Below are 15,364 nucleotides of genomic sequence, written 5' to 3' on the forward strand. Positions count from 1 at the left end.
GTGAACGACGGACCGTACACGTCCGGTGCCCCGGCACGCCGCACCACCCGCGACGACCGGGTGTCGGTGCGCTGGCGCAACGGTCAGGGCACCACGCAGGTGGTCGCCGAGACCGAGTTGTGGCGGGTGAGTATCGCCGATGAGCCGACGTCGTCGACGTTCTCGGTGATCGACGGATACGACCGACTGTTCATGCCGATCGGCGAGGTTCCGATCGAACTGACCGGCGCGGACGACGCTTCCGGCGTGGTGCGCCGCGTCGTCGAACCGCTGCAGACGATCGCGTTTCCCGGCGAATGGGCGCCGGAATGTCGGGTGGAGGCACCCAGTCGGGCGTTGAACGTCATGGTCCGGCGAGGCGCAGCCACCGCGACCATGCGGTTCGGTGAGCCGCCCCGGGTCGCCGATCCCACTGCGCTGCTCGTTCTCGTCGACCCGGTGACGGAGACCGCCGTGCTGCTCCCGCCCGGATGCGCCGACGCATTCGAGATGACCACACCCTGCGCGATCGTCACCATCACGACGCTCGACCATCCCTGACGGAGCGTCCTACCGCGGCATCGGCCGCAGCACGATCTCGGTGGGGTGCGCGTCTCGGGGCGTCTCGACGGCGTTCCGGACCGCCCGCGCCACGGTCTCGGGGGTGAGGAACGCGCCGGCGTCGTACTCGCCGCCCTCGGACGCGACGATCGCGCGCTGCATGTCGGTGTCGATGCGGCCGGGATGGATCGAGGTGACCCGCAACGTCGGCTCCTCGAGACGCAGGGCGTCGCCGAACGCTCGCAGCGCGAATTTGCTTGCGGCATAAGCGCCCCAGTTCGCGTTGGCGCGCAGCCCCGCACCCGAGTTGATGAGCACCACGTGCCCGTTCGCAGCGCGCAGCGCGGGCAGTAGTAGTCGGGTCAACTCCGCTACCGCGACGACGTTGGCCTCGAACGTCCGGCGCCAGGCGTCGGCCGACGTCTCCTCGATGGTGCCGAGTTCCGCCACTCCGGCGTTGTGGACCAGCACCTCGAGCCGATCGATGTCGGCGACGGCGCCCGCGACGGCCGCGTGGTCCGTCAGATCCACCGGCCACGGCGCGGCGCCCAGTTCGCCGGCGATCGGTTCGAGCGATTCGGCGCTGCGGCCGCCGAGGATCAACTGGTGGGTGGGTGCGAGTTCGCGGGCGATCGCGGCACCGAGACCGCGGCTACCGCCGGTGATCAGGGCCGTCGGATGCTGGGAGATCATGCTCCCGAGGTTAGACCGAGGCTCAGCCGGCCGGTGTGGTGAGCGTCGGCGCCGCGGGTGCCCGGGCGGGAAGCCCGGGGCCGCCGGGTAGCGGTGGGCCGGGGTTGTCGAACGGGTTGTCGTTGAAGGGTCCCGGTGCGCCCGGTCCGTTGCCGTTGGTCGGTAGCGGGCTTTCGTGCTCGGGGATGTAGCCGAACGAGTTCGTCTGTTGCAGACCGGTTTCGTCCGTTGTGGTCGTTTGTTCCTGTGGGTAGCCGTGGTTGGTGACCTCGGACGCCTTCTGGCATCCGGAGGCAGCCACGCCGAGCACCACTGCCGTCGATGCTGCGACGACGGCGATCGCGATTCGTTGCGATAGTGGCCCGTCGTTTCGCTGGATCATGGCATCGCCTCTGGTCAGCCTGTAGGTGTGGTCAGTGTCGTGGCGGCGGGCAACTGCACCGTGGCGCCACCGAGTTCGAACGGGTCGTCGTCGATGCCGCCGCCTTCCGGTCCGATCGGTTCGGTGTCGAGGGGCGTCTCGTGTTCGGGGATGTAGCCGAAGGAGTTCGTCTGCTCGAGACCGCTCGGATTCTCCGGGGTGTCGGTTCCCTCTTCTTCCGTGGTGAGTGTCGCGGGATTCGACTCGATATCGTCGGTGCCTGCGGCGACGGCGGCACCGAGCAGTCCCGACGTGACGGCCGCGGCGGCCGCTGCCGCGACCATCCAGCCGCGGTGCTCGATCGTCTGTTGACTCATGGTTCTGCCTTCCGTGCATGTCCCCCGGCAGCCCTTTCTCCAGCATGGCACCGTCGGGTCATCCCTGCAGATTAAGGTTGTGCGCAATATTATTGTGGTCTACATTTAGGTGGTGACCGACGATCTCGCACTGGACCGGCAGGTGTGCTTCGCGCTCTATTCGGCGTCGCGCGCCACTACCGCCGCCTATCGGACGCTGCTCGCCGACCTGGGCATCACCTACCCGCAATACCTCGTGATGCTGGTGCTGTGGGAGCGGGACGGCCGGGGCGTCCAGGAGATTTGCGACGCCCTCCAACTCGACACCGGAACGTTGTCGCCGCTGCTCAAGCGACTCGAGGCGGCCGGTCTCATCGACCGGCAGCGGTTGGGCGGCGACGAACGTCGCGTCACCGTCGTTCTCACCGACACGGGGGCGGCCCTGCGCGAACGGGCGTCCGACATCCCAGCCCGCCTTGCGCGCGCCACCGGCCTCAGCGGACCGGATCTCACACGATTGCGCGACGTTCTCATGGCCGTCGGCCGCAATCTGCAGTCCACCGAGTTCGACACTCCACCGACCGACAACCGAGGAGAGGCACCGTGAACATCGTCTACACCGCAGAGGCACTGGCCACCGGCGAGGGCCGCAACGGCCGCGCCCGCACGTCCGACGGACGCCTGGATCTGGAACTCGCCATCCCGACCGAGATGGGCGGCACCGGCGACGGCACCAACCCCGAGCAGTTGTTCGCCGCCGGATACGCCGCGTGCTTCCACTCCGCACTCCAACTGGTAGCACGTCAGGCGGGAGCGGACATCACCGATTCCGCAGTCGGTGCGCGTGTCGGTATCGGGCCCAACGGTTCCGGCGGCTTCGGGCTGGCCGTGACGTTGGAGGTCTCGCTGCCCCACCTCGAGCATGGCGAGGCACTCGCGCTCACCGAGAAGGCGCACGAGGTGTGCCCGTACTCGAACGCGACGCGCGGCAACATCGAGGTCACCCTGACCGTCGCCGACGACGAATAGGGCTGCCCCGCACCGGCCCGACAGGCACCATGGAGACATGGCGAATCCGGGTCCCGTCGAGGCGCTGCGAGAGGTCGCGTTCTGGCTCGAACGCGACCGCGCCGACACGTACCGGGTCAAGGCGTACCGGCGGGCCGCGGATGTCGTCGCCGGCCTGTCCGACGAGCAGCGCCGCGAACGTGAACGCGCCGGCAGTTGGACGTCGCTGCCGGGCGTCGGCGCGAAGACCGCGGCCATCGTCGAACAGGCTGTCGACGGAAAGGTGCCTGTCTACCTGCAGGAACTTCGGGACGCGGCCGGGACGATCGGGTACGGCGGTGATCTGCAGCCCGCGTTGCGCGGCGATCTGCACGTGCACTCGGACTGGTCCGACGGCGGCAGCCCCATCGACGAGATGATGCGGACCGCGGCGAGGCTGGGGCACGAGTACTGCGCGCTCACCGATCACTCGCCGCGCCTGACGGTCGCGAACGGTCTGTCCGCCGAGCGCCTGCGTACTCAGCTCGCGGTGGTGCACGACCTCAATCGCGAACTCGCGCCGTTCCGAATCCTCACCGGCATCGAGGTCGACATCCTCGACGACGGCGGCCTCGATCAGGACCCGGAACTCCTGGACGAACTGGACGTCGTCGTCGCGAGCGTTCACTCGCACCTGCGCGCCGACCGCGGCGAGATGACCCGACGGATGCTCGGCGCGGTCCGGAACCCGCGCGTGAACGTGCTCGGTCACTGCACGGGCCGACTCGTCGAGGGACGGCGTGGAAATCGGCCGGAGTCGAAATTCGACGCCGAGAAGGTGTTCGAGGCGTGCCGTGACCACCACGTCGCCGTCGAGATCAACAGCAGGCCCGAGCGCCGCGATCCGCCGAGCCGGCTGATCGATCTGGCCGTCGACGTCGGCGCCCTGTTCGCGATCGACACCGACGCGCACGCGCCTGGCCAGTTGGCGTGGCAGGGCCTGGGCTGCGAGCGGGCGATCCGCTGCGGTGTCGAGCCCGAGCGTGTCGTCAACACGTGGCCCGTCGACCAATTGCTCACCTGGACGCGCGCGTCGGTCGGGTGAGTCGCAGAATGGGACGATGATCGACCCCGGATTCACGCCGACCCAGCTCGCGGCGCGAGCCGCTTACCTGTTGCGCGGCAACGACCTGGGGAGCATGACCACCGCCGCGCCGCGCCTGTACCCGCACATGTGGAGTTGGGATGCCGCATTCGTCGCGGTCGGGCTGGCGCCCCTGAGTGTCGAGCGTGCCGTCACCGAACTCGACACGCTGCTGTCGGCGCAGTGGAGCAACGGGATGATCCCGCACATCGTGTTCGCGAACGGGGTCGACGGCTACTTCCCGGGCCCCGCGCGCTGGCAGTGCCGGGAACTGGCCGGGTACGCGCCGATCGGCGTCGACACCTCCGGGATCACCCAACCCCCCGTGCACGCCATCGCGGTGCAGCGCATCCTCGACCACGCCCGCCGACACGGCCGCAGCACCCGAGCGGTCGCGGAGGAATTCCTGGACCGTCGCTGGCCCGACCTGATGCGCTGGCACCGCTGGCTCGCCCGGGCCCGGGACCGGGACGGCAGCGGGCGCATCACGCTCTTCCACGGGTGGGAGTCCGGAATGGACAACTCGCCCCGATGGGATACCCCGTACGCCAACGTGATTCCGGGCGCAGTTCCGTCATATCGGCGCGAGGATGTCACCGTCGTCACCGATGCCTCGCAGCGGCCCAGCAACGGCGAGTACGACAAGTATCTGTGGCTCCTCGAGGAAATGAAGAGCGTTCGCTACGACGACGAGGCTCTGCCCGAGAAGATGAGCTTCGCTGTCGAGGACGTGTTCGTGAGCGCGATCTTCGCGCTCGCGTGCGATGTGCTCGCCACTATCGGCGAGGAGCATTCGCGCCCCAACGCCGATGTCCGCGAACTGCATTACCTGGCCGACCACTTCCGTAAGGGCGTCGTCGCGACGGCCGACGCGCGCAGCGGCGCGGCCCGCGACCTCGACCTGCGCACGGGCCGGTGGATCGCCACCGACACCATCGCGATGTTCGCTCCCCTGCTGTGCGGCGGGTTGGACCGGCACGCCGAGCGCGCCTTGCTGCACACGTTCGAGGGTCCGCGCTTCTGCACCCACCCGGATCTGCGGTACGCGGTGCCGCCGTCCACGTCACCGGTGTCGCGCGACTTCCGGCCGCGCGAATACTGGCGGGGGCCGGTGTGGCCCGTCATGACGTGGCTGTTCTCGTGGGCGTTCGCGCGGCGCGGGTGGGCCGAGCGGTCGCTGATGCTGCGCGCGGAGGGACTGCGCCAGGCCGCGGACGGCAGTTTCGCCGAATACTACGAACCGTTCACCGGTGCGCCGCTCGGCAGCATGCAGCAGTCGTGGACCGCGGCGGCCGTGCTGGACTGGCTGGGCTGATGAACCGCAGCGAACGAACCTGTGAACTGCCTGTAAGAATCAGCCGTTCGACGCGAAATCGACGCGCGCCGTGAGGAAGTCGTCTAGTCTCGGGCAATGCCGAGGAACCGCCGTCGCTCCCTTTCGCGTGTCGCCGTACTGGCCATGGCCGGGGCGGTGACCTTAGCGGCGCCTGCCGTCGCGGTGGCGAACCCGCAGGGTGTCGATGTGGCATCCTGGCAGCACCCGGGCGGTGCGCCCATCAACTGGTCGGCGGTGCGCGGCGCGGGATACGAATTCGGCATGGTGAAGGCCACCGAGGGGTTGTTCTACACCAATCCGTACTTCGCGCAGGATTCGTTCGCGATGCGGATCGCCGGTGTCGCGCGCGGCGCGTACCACTACGCCGACCCGACGGCGTCTCCCGAGGCACAGGCGGCGCTGTTCGCGTCGACCGTCTTCGCGGTCAACCAGATCGGCGGCCTGCCGCCCGTTCTCGACCTCGAGAGCACCGGTGGGCTCGCGGCGCCGCAGCTGATCGACTGGACACACCGCTACCTCAACACCGTGCAGGCACTGACCGGGCGTCAGCCGATCATCTACACGTACCCCAACTTCTGGCGCACCGCGATGGCGAACACCAGCGAGTTCTCCAACTATCCGCTGTGGATCGCCGACTACAACGGCGCCAACTACCCCGGTCCACTGCCGGGCGGTTGGAAGACCTGGGCCTTCTGGCAGTACACCGACAGCGGGCGGATTCCGGGGGTGAACGCCAACATCGACCTCAACGTCTACAGCGGGTCGATGGGCGACCTCAACATGTACGCCCGCAACTTCTTCGGCAGCTGACGGGGATAGTTGTCCACATGACGAATCTGAGCGGCAAGACCGCAATCGTGCTGGGCGTTGCGCCCGGCAATGTGGGGCACGCCATCGCCCGCCGTTACGTCGACGACGGTGCCACCGTGTTGATCGCGGGACGACGCCCGGATGCGCTCGAGGCCGTCGCCGACGAGATCGGCGCGCAGTGGCAGCAGTGCGACATCACGTCCGAGTCCGATCTGGACGCCCTCATGGCCGCCGCCCGGGATCGTCTCGGACACATCGACGTGGGCGTCAACGCCACCGGGTGGGGTCTGCTCGCGTCCTTCGAGGACACCACCCGCGAGGACCTCGAGAAGATGGCGGCGGTCCAGTTCACCGGGCCGTTCCAGCTCTTCCAGCGGTTGGTCGCGAACATGCCGAACGGTGGATCGATCATCCAGATCTCGTCGGTCACCGCATCGATCATGTTCGAGAACCACGCGGCCTACATGGGCACGAAGGCCGGCATCGACCACGTGATCCGGTGCATCGCCAACGAATACGGACAGCGCGGGATCCGCGCCAACTCCATCGCACCCGGTGGTGTCGCGGACGCCCCGATGTCGGGCGGCGGACTGAACTATCCGCCGATCCGGTCGCTGTACCTCCGCGAGATCCCGCTGGGGCGGGTCGGCGTCGCCGAGGACGTAGCGAACGTGGCGGCATGGCTGGCCGGCGACGAATCCGGGTTCGTCACCGGCCAGATGCTGCACGTCAGTGGCGGTCAGACGCTGCGCCGCAATCCGTCGATCGCGGATCTGATCGGGGCGGCCACGCCCGAGTAGGCGTATTCGCGAACGGAGACGAGAGTGCGAGATCAGTCTTCGGGTTCCCGATATCGGTGGGGATGCGCGAGCCAATTCTCCGGACGGTGATGGTTGCGGTGATGGCGACTCAACCACCCGGCGTGATCTGGCCTGTCACTCGGTACAGACGCCAGTTCTCGGGCTCGGCCTTGCTGTCGTTCGGCATCTCCAGCATGAGAGCGCCCACGCCGCTGGAGCCGTTCTCGTACATCGTCGGATAGCGGCGGTTGACGGCATCGGCGGTACCGCGTTTCACGTTGGGCACGGTGATGATGTATTGCACGCCGTGCGCGGCGGGATCGTCGAGGATCCGGACGAAGTCGGTGTCGGACGTGATGACGAACTGCTTCGGCTTGGCCGACGACGTCACGATCGCGAAGCTCTGGACGGTGTCGAGCAGAACCGATCCCTCGGGCAGGTCGAGGTTGTCGAGATACTGTGCGATGCGACGCTCGGCGCTGAAGTTCCGGACGGAGTCGAAATCCGAACGGCCTCCCGCCATGATCGCGCTGGCAACCGGATACTCCAGTCCGGCAAGCCGTTCGTTGCCCATCGCGACTGCCGTGACACCCGTCGATCCGACGAGAAGTGACATCGCCACCGCGAGTAGCGGGGACGGGCCACGAACCGAGGTGGGGTCGGGGGTTGGGACGGCGAGTTTGCCGGGGCGGTGCGAGACGACGGGAATCTGCTGCGGGGCGAGCAGCACGACGAGCACGAACGCGAACGGAATCGCGGTGATGTAGAAGCGCAGGAACGGAAACGTCGAATCCATGAGGTACAGAAGAGACTGCGTGCCCAGAATCGAGCCGAAGATCATCGAAGGAACGAGGATGGCACCGTCGCGACGGCGGTAGGCGAGCGCGGCCGCGACGGCCAGGAGCAACGGAAGTGCCGGCGCGAGGACCATGATCTCGGTGAGGGAGAAGGCGATTCGCTCGACATCCGTCGCCGTCCGTGTTCCCGACTGTTCGAGGATGGCGCTGTTGCCGTAGACCGACGAGAACTGCTGGAACGCTTCACCGGTGATGAGCCAGCTGGTGAAGGACCACGCACCGAACGCCGCGACCCCGGGCGCGATCACGAGTGTGGCGTCGACGATTGCCGCCCACCACGGGTCCGAACGGTACGCCGTCGGGATGCGTCGCCGACGCCACAGACTCACGACGCCGACCAGCGCACCGGCGACCATCATCGGTGCGATCGCGTCGTATCGCGTCAGATATGCCAGTGCCAGAGCGATTCCGGCAGTGATCAGGTCGTGCACGCCGTCGGAGCGGATCCACCGGATGAGGCGCCGCACCGCCCAGCACACGAAGAAGAGGAACGGTGCCTCGCTCATGCCGTTGGCGGCGTATATGAGCATCATCGGGTTCAGCGCGAACAGCGCGGTCAGCACGACGATCAGTGTCCGCGAGCATCCGCGATCCCATGCGATACCGCGGATCTGGATTACGGTGCCGGCCATGAACGCCGCCGACACCACGGCCGCAGTCAGGTTCCAGCGCAGCAGGCCCGGCCACCATTCGCCGAAGACCGCGATCGGCAACTGGGCGGCCGCCGTGAGTGGGGTGAAAACGAAGCCGATTGCGGCGAGGTGTGGATCTCGGCTCAGCAGCACACCTGATACCGCGGCGACGCGCGACATCGAATCGGTGAACATGAAGCCGATCTTCACGTTCACGAGCACGCCGGCGGCGCAGTACGCCGCGAAGAGCGTGGCGTACAGGAACCACGGGAGACGGTGCGGTCGGGCCGTGGACCCGGACCGAACCGGTACCGCGAGCGGCGTCGCCGGAACTGCGGCGGTGGCCGTCACGAGCGGCGGCGCCGCAGCCACAGGGTCACGCCCACTGCCGCGGCTGCTACCGCCGCAGTCACGGCGGCGACCGTGGCCAGCGCGACACCCGAGAGCCCGTTGTCGGAGGCGTTGACGGCTTCCGCCGTCACCTCGGCGACCTTCACACCGATGGTGAACGGCTCCTGGCCCCGCGGCCCGATCAGCACGTCCCCGGTCAGGCTGGGCAGTCGCCCTGCGTCCGCGGTCAGCCAGTCCAGCAGGCCGTCGAGATCTGCGGGGTCGCCCGTGGACGACGCCAGTACGACTGTGCGCCGCGGCTGTTCGACGACCTGCACGTTGCCGAAGGAGCTACTGGAACTGACCCCGCGTAGCGCCAGTACCGGCGAGTCGGCAGAGTCGAGCGGTTCGTCGACCGATTCGGGAACATAGCCGTCCGCCGCGACGAGGACCGCCGGCAGGGGCCCGGTCACAGCCGAGTCGAACGGCTGGATCCGCGGCTGCAGGGGCAGATAGCTCGATCGCTGCATCTGGACGAGCAGCTTGTCGGCGCGGACGAGGTCGGCGAAGTCGCCCTTGCTGAGGCCGACGTCGACCGTCGGCAGCAGCGACTGTGGCAGGGAGGCGAATCCGCCGGGCAGCGGCGGCGACGCCAGCTGCGAGGTGATCGTGCTCAGCGGATCGATGGTGAGTGAGGATTCGTCGATTGCGCCACACTGGAATTCACCGGTGACCTCGATGGCGACGGTCAGCGTCATGTACCGCGAGAGGAGATGACGGGGCACCGTAGCGACGACGTCGAACGTGCCGGACGAATCGAGCGGTGCACTGGTGAGCGGCATCCCGTTCATGCCGACGGTCAAGACTCCGCTGCGCGCCGCGGGCAGCGGCACATAGGTTCCGCGTAGGTGTGCGGACAGGCTCGAGATCGGACGCCCGAGTTGAGTCTGGTCGATGGCGACCGGAAGCTCGATGCGGTTCGTTCCCGCCGCGGTCAGTGAGCCCATGCCCAGCTGATAGAGCGACAGCGCGTCCTGCGCGATCTCGGGCACCGTTCGTTCGGGCGGCAGCACTGAGGCACTGGCGGAGCTGTAGCCGGCCAGGTTGGTGATCAGCAGGTCCATCTGCGACGTCAGGGCAGGACCGTCGCCGGGAATGAGCAGGACCGCCGCCCCGGAGGGGCCGCTCTCGAGAGTGATTTCCGCGCCGGGCCCCCCGATCACGATGTTGCGCTCGAACGGCGCCGGGCTTGCGTCGGGCAGCGCCGGTGACTGCAGTTCGGCCAGTTCCATCCGGGTCGGCTGGCTGCCGTAGTGGTTGGTGAGCGCCGTACTCAAGGCCAGGGCGGCGTTCTGCTGAACGGTGGACGCACTGTCGGTGAGGTGGATCGTCGCCTTGCGCAGCATCGGCGGGAGGAACTCGGCGGGGGTGACGGGCTGGCGTTCGGTGCCGGAGTAGGAAACGGAGGTGTCCCGCAGGGTCATCGCAGCGAAGGGAGAGCGGTCGTAGCAGCGATCGTCGAGCGGGAGATAGTGGCTGACGAGTTGCAGTGTGACGGACCGATCGACCACCCGCAGCCCCCCGAGTGGGATCGTGAGCGGGACACCGCGTTCGGCGGTGCCACCGGGAATGTCGATTCGCTGGACGAGCCGGCCCTCCGACTGGACTTCGATCCATCCCTCGCGGTAGTCGGTCGGGGTGACGACGGTTCCGGTGAGCTGCCCGGCGGTGAGCCCGTCGGGGACCGGGACAGTGACATTCGTCGCCGTCGAATCGACGGGAATCCGCAGATCCACGGGCCGACCCAACTCCCGGAAGGAAACGGCCTGACCGGTAGGAGTCGTCGACGATTCGGAAGGCTGCGCGGAGGCGTTGCCGGCGGACTGCGTCAGCGCGCCGAGTGTCACCAGTGCGCATGTCGCGAGCGCAGCCCATGATCGCCTCACTTGGCCAGGCTTCCGCATGTCATCCCCCGATTCGTCGTAGGCCGTGTAGTGGTTGCTCGACGAACGGAGTACGGGAGCTGAATCCCTCTGCCTACCTGTGGAGCCCGACTCGTGCGGGCGGTCGGTGGCACAGCCGTCGCCGGATCGCATCCAACCACAATCGCCAATCAAACGCTCGTTGGCCCCGCGAATGCGCGTCCGGTTCGTGTGTCGAATACCCTCGCCTCGCGTCGAACTCGGCCGGAATCTATGGTGAATTCGTCAGTGGAGGGTGAGTCGTCGGGGAGGAAGCGCCATGACGCATGTCGCGAACGGCGTCGAGGCACCTCACGGTACCGACGACAACGAGGCTCCGGCCGCGAATACCGTTGTGACGAAGAACGGCTCGGCGAAGGCTCGAGCTCGGTCGCTCACGCGTCTGATGGACGGGTCGATCTCGTTGCAGATCGCCGGCCGGTGGCTCCTCATCGCGGTGTGCATGCTCGGCGCGTTCTGGCCGTCGATCCTGCGGACCGTCGACGACCTCCATGGCGGCGATCCGTTGGGCTACGTCTTCGTCATGCCGATCCTCGCCGGGGTTGCCGCCTTCGGAATCGCGCGCCGACGGGGACGGGAACTCCCCATCCACGATCGGCAGATCGACAGCATCGTCGGCGGCATGGGCTTGATCTTCGCCCTCGTCATGGAGTGGCTGCTGCTGCCGCGTTACGAGGAACAGTTCAGCCTCCTGAGAATCGATCTCCTGGTCTGCCTGCTGTTCGTGATCAGTTCTGCCGTGCTGATGTTCGGGCTGCGCCCGGTCGGACGCTTCTGGCCGGTGTGGCTGATGCTCGCGGTGATCGCGCCCCTGCCCTACCGGATGATGGTGGTCACCCTCGGTGGACAGTCCCTCCACGTCGCCGTCGTTCTGACCTTCTTCGCTGCCGCAGCCACCGGTATCGCCGTCGGACGTACACGCCGCCGCGCCCTGATCGGTGTGACGGCCACCGTCGTCCTGGGTTTGACGACCCTCGCCGTGCTCTGGGCGTTCTTCCCGCAGGCCCCGCGTCTGGTGGTCCAGTTCGTGCCGCCCGGTGTGGCGGCCTTCGGAGTGGGCATCGGGATGTACCTGCAGAACGGCTTCTACCTCGACGATCGCCGGTCGGCGTACTCCGTGGTCGCGCAGCGCAGTCCCGCGGTGCGGACAGGTCTGGTCCGATCCGGACTCGCGGTCGTCGCGTGCGCCGCCGTGCTCGCCTCCCAGCCGCTGCCGCCACCGCCGACGACGTTCGTCGCCGTCGGTCCGTTGCCGACGCAGCAGACGGCCCCGCCGCCGGGATGGACCATCGACAGCACGCGTGAGTTCGATTGGGCTGACCGCTTCTTCGGTCGATATGCGACCCTCACCCGCGAGGTACTCCTGGCGCGAGGGGGCGTCCCCGAGTGGGACGCGCAGTTGCGCCCCCGGCGCATCGTCGTCGACACTCTCGATACCCTCCGTCCGGCAAGCCTGCACGTCTACCCGCCGGACACCCTCTATCGGTCCGTCCACACCCGCCGCAGCCCCGCGATCCCGATCGAACTGGGCCACGACGTGCGTGGCGAACTCACCACCGTCGTCGACGAGGATCTGCTGCTCACCTGGAGCATTCTGTCGTTCACCTGGACCCGGGGCCGCACCGTCGAGCGGGTCAACATGATCACTGTCGACGATCACCGTCCCGTCGCACGCTTTCCGGAACCGACGCCGTCGATGGCCTCCGACGTGACGAACACGCTGAACGTGTTGGTCCGCGGGAACTCGGTGACGATCGACGACCAACCGCAGTACAAGGACAAGGACATGCTCACCGTCGTCGGAACGCAGTTCGTCGATGCACAGTGGAAGGCGACGCAGTCGTGACCGCCACCGTCCCCGAGGTTTCCGAGGCCACCGACGCCTTCAAGGCCGCTGCGCTGCACGACGCCATCGACGGTCTGCGCGAGCGTCATCCGCTCGCGTCGGCATCGGTCGCGTTCGTGCCGTGGCAGCGCAACGTCGCGATCGCCCTCGCCGTCGTCTGCGCCGTCGCGGTCGGGTTCTTCCCGATCATGGCCGTCACGGTGCTCACCGCCGTGTGCACGATCGGCTACGTGGCGACGATGATCGATCGGCTCATCATCTTCGCTCGGGGCCTCGATCGGGACGCTATCGTCACCGTGGCCGACGACGAGGCGCGCGCGATCCCCGACGACGAACTGCCCCCCTACACGATCCTGGTCCCCGCCTACGACGAGACCGAGGTGATCTTCGATCTCGTCTCGGGTATGACGGCCCTGGAGTATCCCCGCGACAGACTGCAGGTTCTGCTGCTCCTCGAGGAGGATGACCACGGCACCGTCGAGGCGGCGCGGCAGGCGGTCTCGGTGCCCGGCGGTGAGATCGTGACGGTGGTCCTGGTGCCCGCGGCCCAGCCGCGGACCAAGCCGAAGGCTTGCAATTACGGCCTGCATTTCGCGACCGGCGAGATCATCACCATCTACGACGCGGAGGACAAGCCCGATCCGCTGCAGTTGCGCCGGGTGGTTGCCGCGTTCGGGCGTCAGTCCGACGACGTCGCCTGTGTGCAGGCCAAACTCGCGTACGACAACGGCCGGCAGAACCTGCTCACGGGCTGGTTCACCGCCGAGTACGCAGTCTGGTTCAACTTCCTGCTTCCCGGGTTGATGAAGACCCGGTCGCCGATTCCTCTGGGCGGCACGTCGAATCACCTGCAGCGCTGGGTGCTCGACGAAATCGGGGCGTGGGACCCTCACAACGTGACCGAGGACGCGGATCTCGGAGTACGGATCGCGGCATCGGGATACTCGACGGCCGTCCTGGACTCGACCACCATCGAGGAGGCCAACAGCGACCCGATCAACTGGATCCGTCAGCGGTCCCGTTGGTACAAGGGCTACCTGCAGTCGTGGCTGGTGCACGTGCGTCGGCCGCGCGAAGCATGGCAAAAGCTGGGTGCCCTCAGCTTCATCCGGTTCACACTGCTGCTGGCGGGCACACCGATCATCGCGTGCCTCAACCTCGTGTTCTGGTTCATCACCCTCACGTGGTTGCTGGGCCAGCCCGCGGCGATCATCGAGGTGTTCCCGCCCTCCGTCTACTACGGCGCCCTGATCTCCCTCGTGTTCGGCAACGCGGCCGCGATCTACATGAACATCGTCGGCTGCCGGGAGACAGGTAACTCGCACCTGCTGCTCGCGTGTCTGACGGTCCCGATCTACTGGGTGATGATGAGCATCGCTTCGGCCAAGGGGTGCTGGCAGTTGCTGCGCAACCCGTCCTACTGGGAGAAGACCTTTCACGGGCTGGGGACGCCGAGCACACCCAGCCCGGCCGCCGAGCCCCAGGTTCCCGAACCCCTACCCCAAGCTCAACCTGCTGCCCCCTGACTCGCGTTTTGCGCACTTGTCGCGGATCTCGGGATCTTCCCGGCGCGAGAAGTGCGCAAAACGCGAGACGGGATCAGCCGACGGTGTTGAAGCCGGCCATCAACGGGAACAGCGGATCATCGAGGCCGATGTCCATGGTGCACTCGTTCGGCCGCGGATCCGGGACGAAGGCCCACAGGAGCGCGCCCGCCGTGCCGGCCGCACGCTGACCGGTGATCTTCTGCCCGATACTCGCCGAGCGCGCGTCCAGTGTCTTGCACGAGCCCGCGAACTCTCCGATCTCGGCCACCAGCAACGGCTTACCGGCCGCCTCTGCCTGATCGATGCGACGGGCCAGGCCGTTCCACTGGTCACCCGGTAGCGGCACACCGTCGGCGCCGTAGTCGTGGTACTGCACGAAGTCGACGTTGTCGGATTCGGCGACGTACTGATAGAAGTCGCCGCCGGTACCGCACTGGCCGCCACCGATGAGGCCGGCGGTGATCAACTGGTGCGGCGCGATGGCCTTGATGCGGTCGCCCGCGTTCTCCATGAAGTCACGCAGCACCTCGGCCGCGTCGTCGGGGCAGGTGCGCACCTCCCAACGGCAGTCACCGTCCGGACACACGCTGGGGTCGGGCTCACCCACCAACTCCCATGCCGCCACCGATGGGGAGTTCTTCCACCGGTCGACGGCGGTCTTCACCCAATTCTCGAAGGTGAGCCGAGTTCCGTTCTCGTTCTCGTGCTTCCAGCCGTCGGTGAACCATTCGTGGTCCTTGAACTTCTCGCTCTCGCACGCTCCGTCCTGAGCGGCCAAGACGGGAATGATCATCTGGTCGTGGGCCTCGGCCGCGGCGAAGACGGCATCCATCGCCGTGAAGTCGAGTTGGCCGGTGAACTTGTTGATCGCGAGTTCCTGGAACGCATTGAAGCGTGTCAGAGAGTGCGCGGGTAGGGAACCGAAGTATTCCTGCAGGTCCACCATGCCGCCGCAGCCGCGGTTGATCCCCCAGTTGGTGGACAACTGGTAGGCGTTGAAGCCTGCCGGCCACCACTTCTCTCCGTCGAGCTTCAGACCGTCCACGGTCGTGGTGACCCGGCCCGTGGTGGCAGGGGACGCGGGATCGGCCATGGGGCTTCCCGCCCCGCAGGTCGTGACTATCACTGCCGACACTGCGGCGA

Annotated in this window: 15 protein-coding genes; 9 read left to right on the forward strand and 6 right to left on the reverse strand. The window is 67.5% G+C overall.

Annotation, left to right across the window (positions count from 1 at the left end; genetic code table 11):
- The gene (locus tag C8K36_RS17080; RefSeq protein ID WP_258195461.1) at positions 1–540 is read left to right on the forward strand and encodes a HutD family protein; all 540 of its coding nucleotides are present in this window, start codon (positions 1–3) and stop codon (positions 538–540) included.
- 9 nt (positions 541–549) lie between these two features.
- Here C8K36_RS17080 and C8K36_RS17085 read toward each other — a convergent pair whose 3' ends face one another.
- From C8K36_RS17085 to C8K36_RS17095, 3 genes are read right to left on the reverse strand one after another with little or no spacing between them, the layout of a single operon-like run.
- Positions 550–1,233 carry an SDR family oxidoreductase gene (locus tag C8K36_RS17085; RefSeq protein ID WP_107985709.1) on the reverse strand — a complete coding sequence of 228 codons (684 nt, stop codon included), beginning with the start codon at positions 1,231–1,233 and terminating at the stop codon, positions 550–552.
- Between the two features lie 22 nt (positions 1,234–1,255).
- On the reverse strand, positions 1,256–1,615 hold the full coding sequence (locus C8K36_RS17090; RefSeq protein ID WP_107985710.1) for a hypothetical protein: 360 nt from the start codon (positions 1,613–1,615) through the stop codon (positions 1,256–1,258).
- A gap of 14 nt (positions 1,616–1,629) precedes the next feature.
- Positions 1,630–1,971, reverse strand: a complete 342-nt coding sequence (locus C8K36_RS17095) for a hypothetical protein (RefSeq protein ID WP_107985711.1) — start codon at positions 1,969–1,971, stop codon at positions 1,630–1,632.
- Positions 1,972–2,083: 112 nt separating this feature from the next.
- On the opposite strand from C8K36_RS17095, the gene C8K36_RS17100 reads away from it, so the two are divergent.
- From C8K36_RS17100 to C8K36_RS17125, 6 genes are all read left to right on the forward strand, one after another.
- The gene (locus C8K36_RS17100) at positions 2,084–2,557 is read left to right on the forward strand and encodes a MarR family transcriptional regulator (protein WP_107985796.1); all 474 of its coding nucleotides are present in this window, start codon (positions 2,084–2,086) and stop codon (positions 2,555–2,557) included.
- The gene (locus C8K36_RS17105; protein ID WP_107985712.1) at positions 2,554–2,979 is read left to right on the forward strand and encodes an organic hydroperoxide resistance protein; all 426 of its coding nucleotides are present in this window, start codon (positions 2,554–2,556) and stop codon (positions 2,977–2,979) included. Before C8K36_RS17100 ends, C8K36_RS17105 begins: the two co-directional genes overlap by 4 nt.
- A gap of 37 nt (positions 2,980–3,016) precedes the next feature.
- On the forward strand, positions 3,017–4,042 hold the full coding sequence (locus tag C8K36_RS17110) for a PHP domain-containing protein (RefSeq protein ID WP_107985713.1): 1,026 nt from the start codon (positions 3,017–3,019) through the stop codon (positions 4,040–4,042).
- Positions 4,043–4,058: 16 nt separating this feature from the next.
- The gene (ggh, locus tag C8K36_RS17115; RefSeq protein WP_107985714.1) at positions 4,059–5,396 is read left to right on the forward strand and encodes a glucosylglycerate hydrolase; all 1,338 of its coding nucleotides are present in this window, start codon (positions 4,059–4,061) and stop codon (positions 5,394–5,396) included.
- Positions 5,397–5,492: 96 nt separating this feature from the next.
- Positions 5,493–6,227, forward strand: coding sequence for a glycoside hydrolase family 25 protein (locus tag C8K36_RS17120; RefSeq protein ID WP_258195462.1), 735 nt, complete (start codon positions 5,493–5,495; stop codon positions 6,225–6,227).
- A gap of 17 nt (positions 6,228–6,244) precedes the next feature.
- Complete coding sequence (locus tag C8K36_RS17125) at positions 6,245–7,027, forward strand: SDR family NAD(P)-dependent oxidoreductase (RefSeq protein ID WP_181319609.1); 783 nt, start codon at positions 6,245–6,247, stop codon at positions 7,025–7,027.
- 109 nt (positions 7,028–7,136) lie between these two features.
- Here the strand turns inward: C8K36_RS17125 and C8K36_RS17130 are convergent, their stop codons facing one another.
- Positions 7,137–8,888 carry a glycosyltransferase family 39 protein gene (locus C8K36_RS17130; protein WP_219910017.1) on the reverse strand — a complete coding sequence of 584 codons (1,752 nt, stop codon included), beginning with the start codon at positions 8,886–8,888 and terminating at the stop codon, positions 7,137–7,139.
- On the reverse strand, positions 8,864–10,792 hold the full coding sequence (locus tag C8K36_RS17135) for a cellulose biosynthesis cyclic di-GMP-binding regulatory protein BcsB (protein WP_181319610.1): 1,929 nt from the start codon (positions 10,790–10,792) through the stop codon (positions 8,864–8,866). Before C8K36_RS17135 ends, C8K36_RS17130 begins: the two co-directional genes overlap by 25 nt.
- Positions 10,793–11,087: 295 nt before the next feature.
- Here C8K36_RS17135 and C8K36_RS17140 point away from each other — a divergent pair, with 295 nt between their 5' ends.
- Positions 11,088–12,674 (forward strand): hypothetical protein, encoded by a 1,587-nt coding sequence (locus C8K36_RS17140; RefSeq protein ID WP_107985716.1) that lies wholly within the window; start codon positions 11,088–11,090, stop codon positions 12,672–12,674.
- Entirely contained in the window at positions 12,671–14,200 is a 1,530-nt protein-coding gene (locus C8K36_RS17145) for a glycosyltransferase (RefSeq protein WP_107985800.1), read from the forward strand. Before C8K36_RS17140 ends, C8K36_RS17145 begins: the two co-directional genes overlap by 4 nt.
- Before the next feature lie 73 nt (positions 14,201–14,273).
- On the opposite strand, the gene C8K36_RS17150 is transcribed toward C8K36_RS17145, so the two are convergent.
- The gene (locus C8K36_RS17150; RefSeq protein ID WP_107985717.1) at positions 14,274–15,314 is read right to left on the reverse strand and encodes a cellulase family glycosylhydrolase; all 1,041 of its coding nucleotides are present in this window, start codon (positions 15,312–15,314) and stop codon (positions 14,274–14,276) included.
- Between the last annotated feature and the right edge of the window lie 50 nt (positions 15,315–15,364).

Origin of the sequence: Rhodococcus sp. OK519 (assembly GCF_003051005.1) — a bacterium.
Lineage (GTDB): Bacteria > Actinomycetota > Actinomycetes > Mycobacteriales > Mycobacteriaceae > Prescottella.

What these genes read in the sequence shown, in the direction of transcription:
- C8K36_RS17125 (WP_181319609.1), top strand. Translation starts at nt 6,245, where the DNA reads ATGACGAATCTGAGCGGCAAGACCGCAATCGTGCTGGGCGTTGCGCCC.
- C8K36_RS17110 (WP_107985713.1), top strand. Translation starts at nt 3,017, where the DNA reads ATGGCGAATCCGGGTCCCGTCGAGGCGCTGCGAGAGGTCGCGTTCTGG.
- C8K36_RS17140 (WP_107985716.1), top strand. Translation starts at nt 11,088, where the DNA reads ATGACGCATGTCGCGAACGGCGTCGAGGCACCTCACGGTACCGACGAC.
- C8K36_RS17120 (WP_258195462.1), top strand. Translation starts at nt 5,493, where the DNA reads ATGCCGAGGAACCGCCGTCGCTCCCTTTCGCGTGTCGCCGTACTGGCC.
- C8K36_RS17150 (WP_107985717.1), bottom strand. Translation starts at nt 15,314, where the DNA reads ATGGCCGATCCCGCGTCCCCTGCCACCACGGGCCGGGTCACCACGACC.
- C8K36_RS17090 (WP_107985710.1), bottom strand. Translation starts at nt 1,615, where the DNA reads ATGATCCAGCGAAACGACGGGCCACTATCGCAACGAATCGCGATCGCC.
- C8K36_RS17085 (WP_107985709.1), bottom strand. Translation starts at nt 1,233, where the DNA reads ATGATCTCCCAGCATCCGACGGCCCTGATCACCGGCGGTAGCCGCGGT.
- ggh (WP_107985714.1), top strand. Translation starts at nt 4,059, where the DNA reads ATGATCGACCCCGGATTCACGCCGACCCAGCTCGCGGCGCGAGCCGCT.
- C8K36_RS17095 (WP_107985711.1), bottom strand. Translation starts at nt 1,971, where the DNA reads ATGAGTCAACAGACGATCGAGCACCGCGGCTGGATGGTCGCGGCAGCG.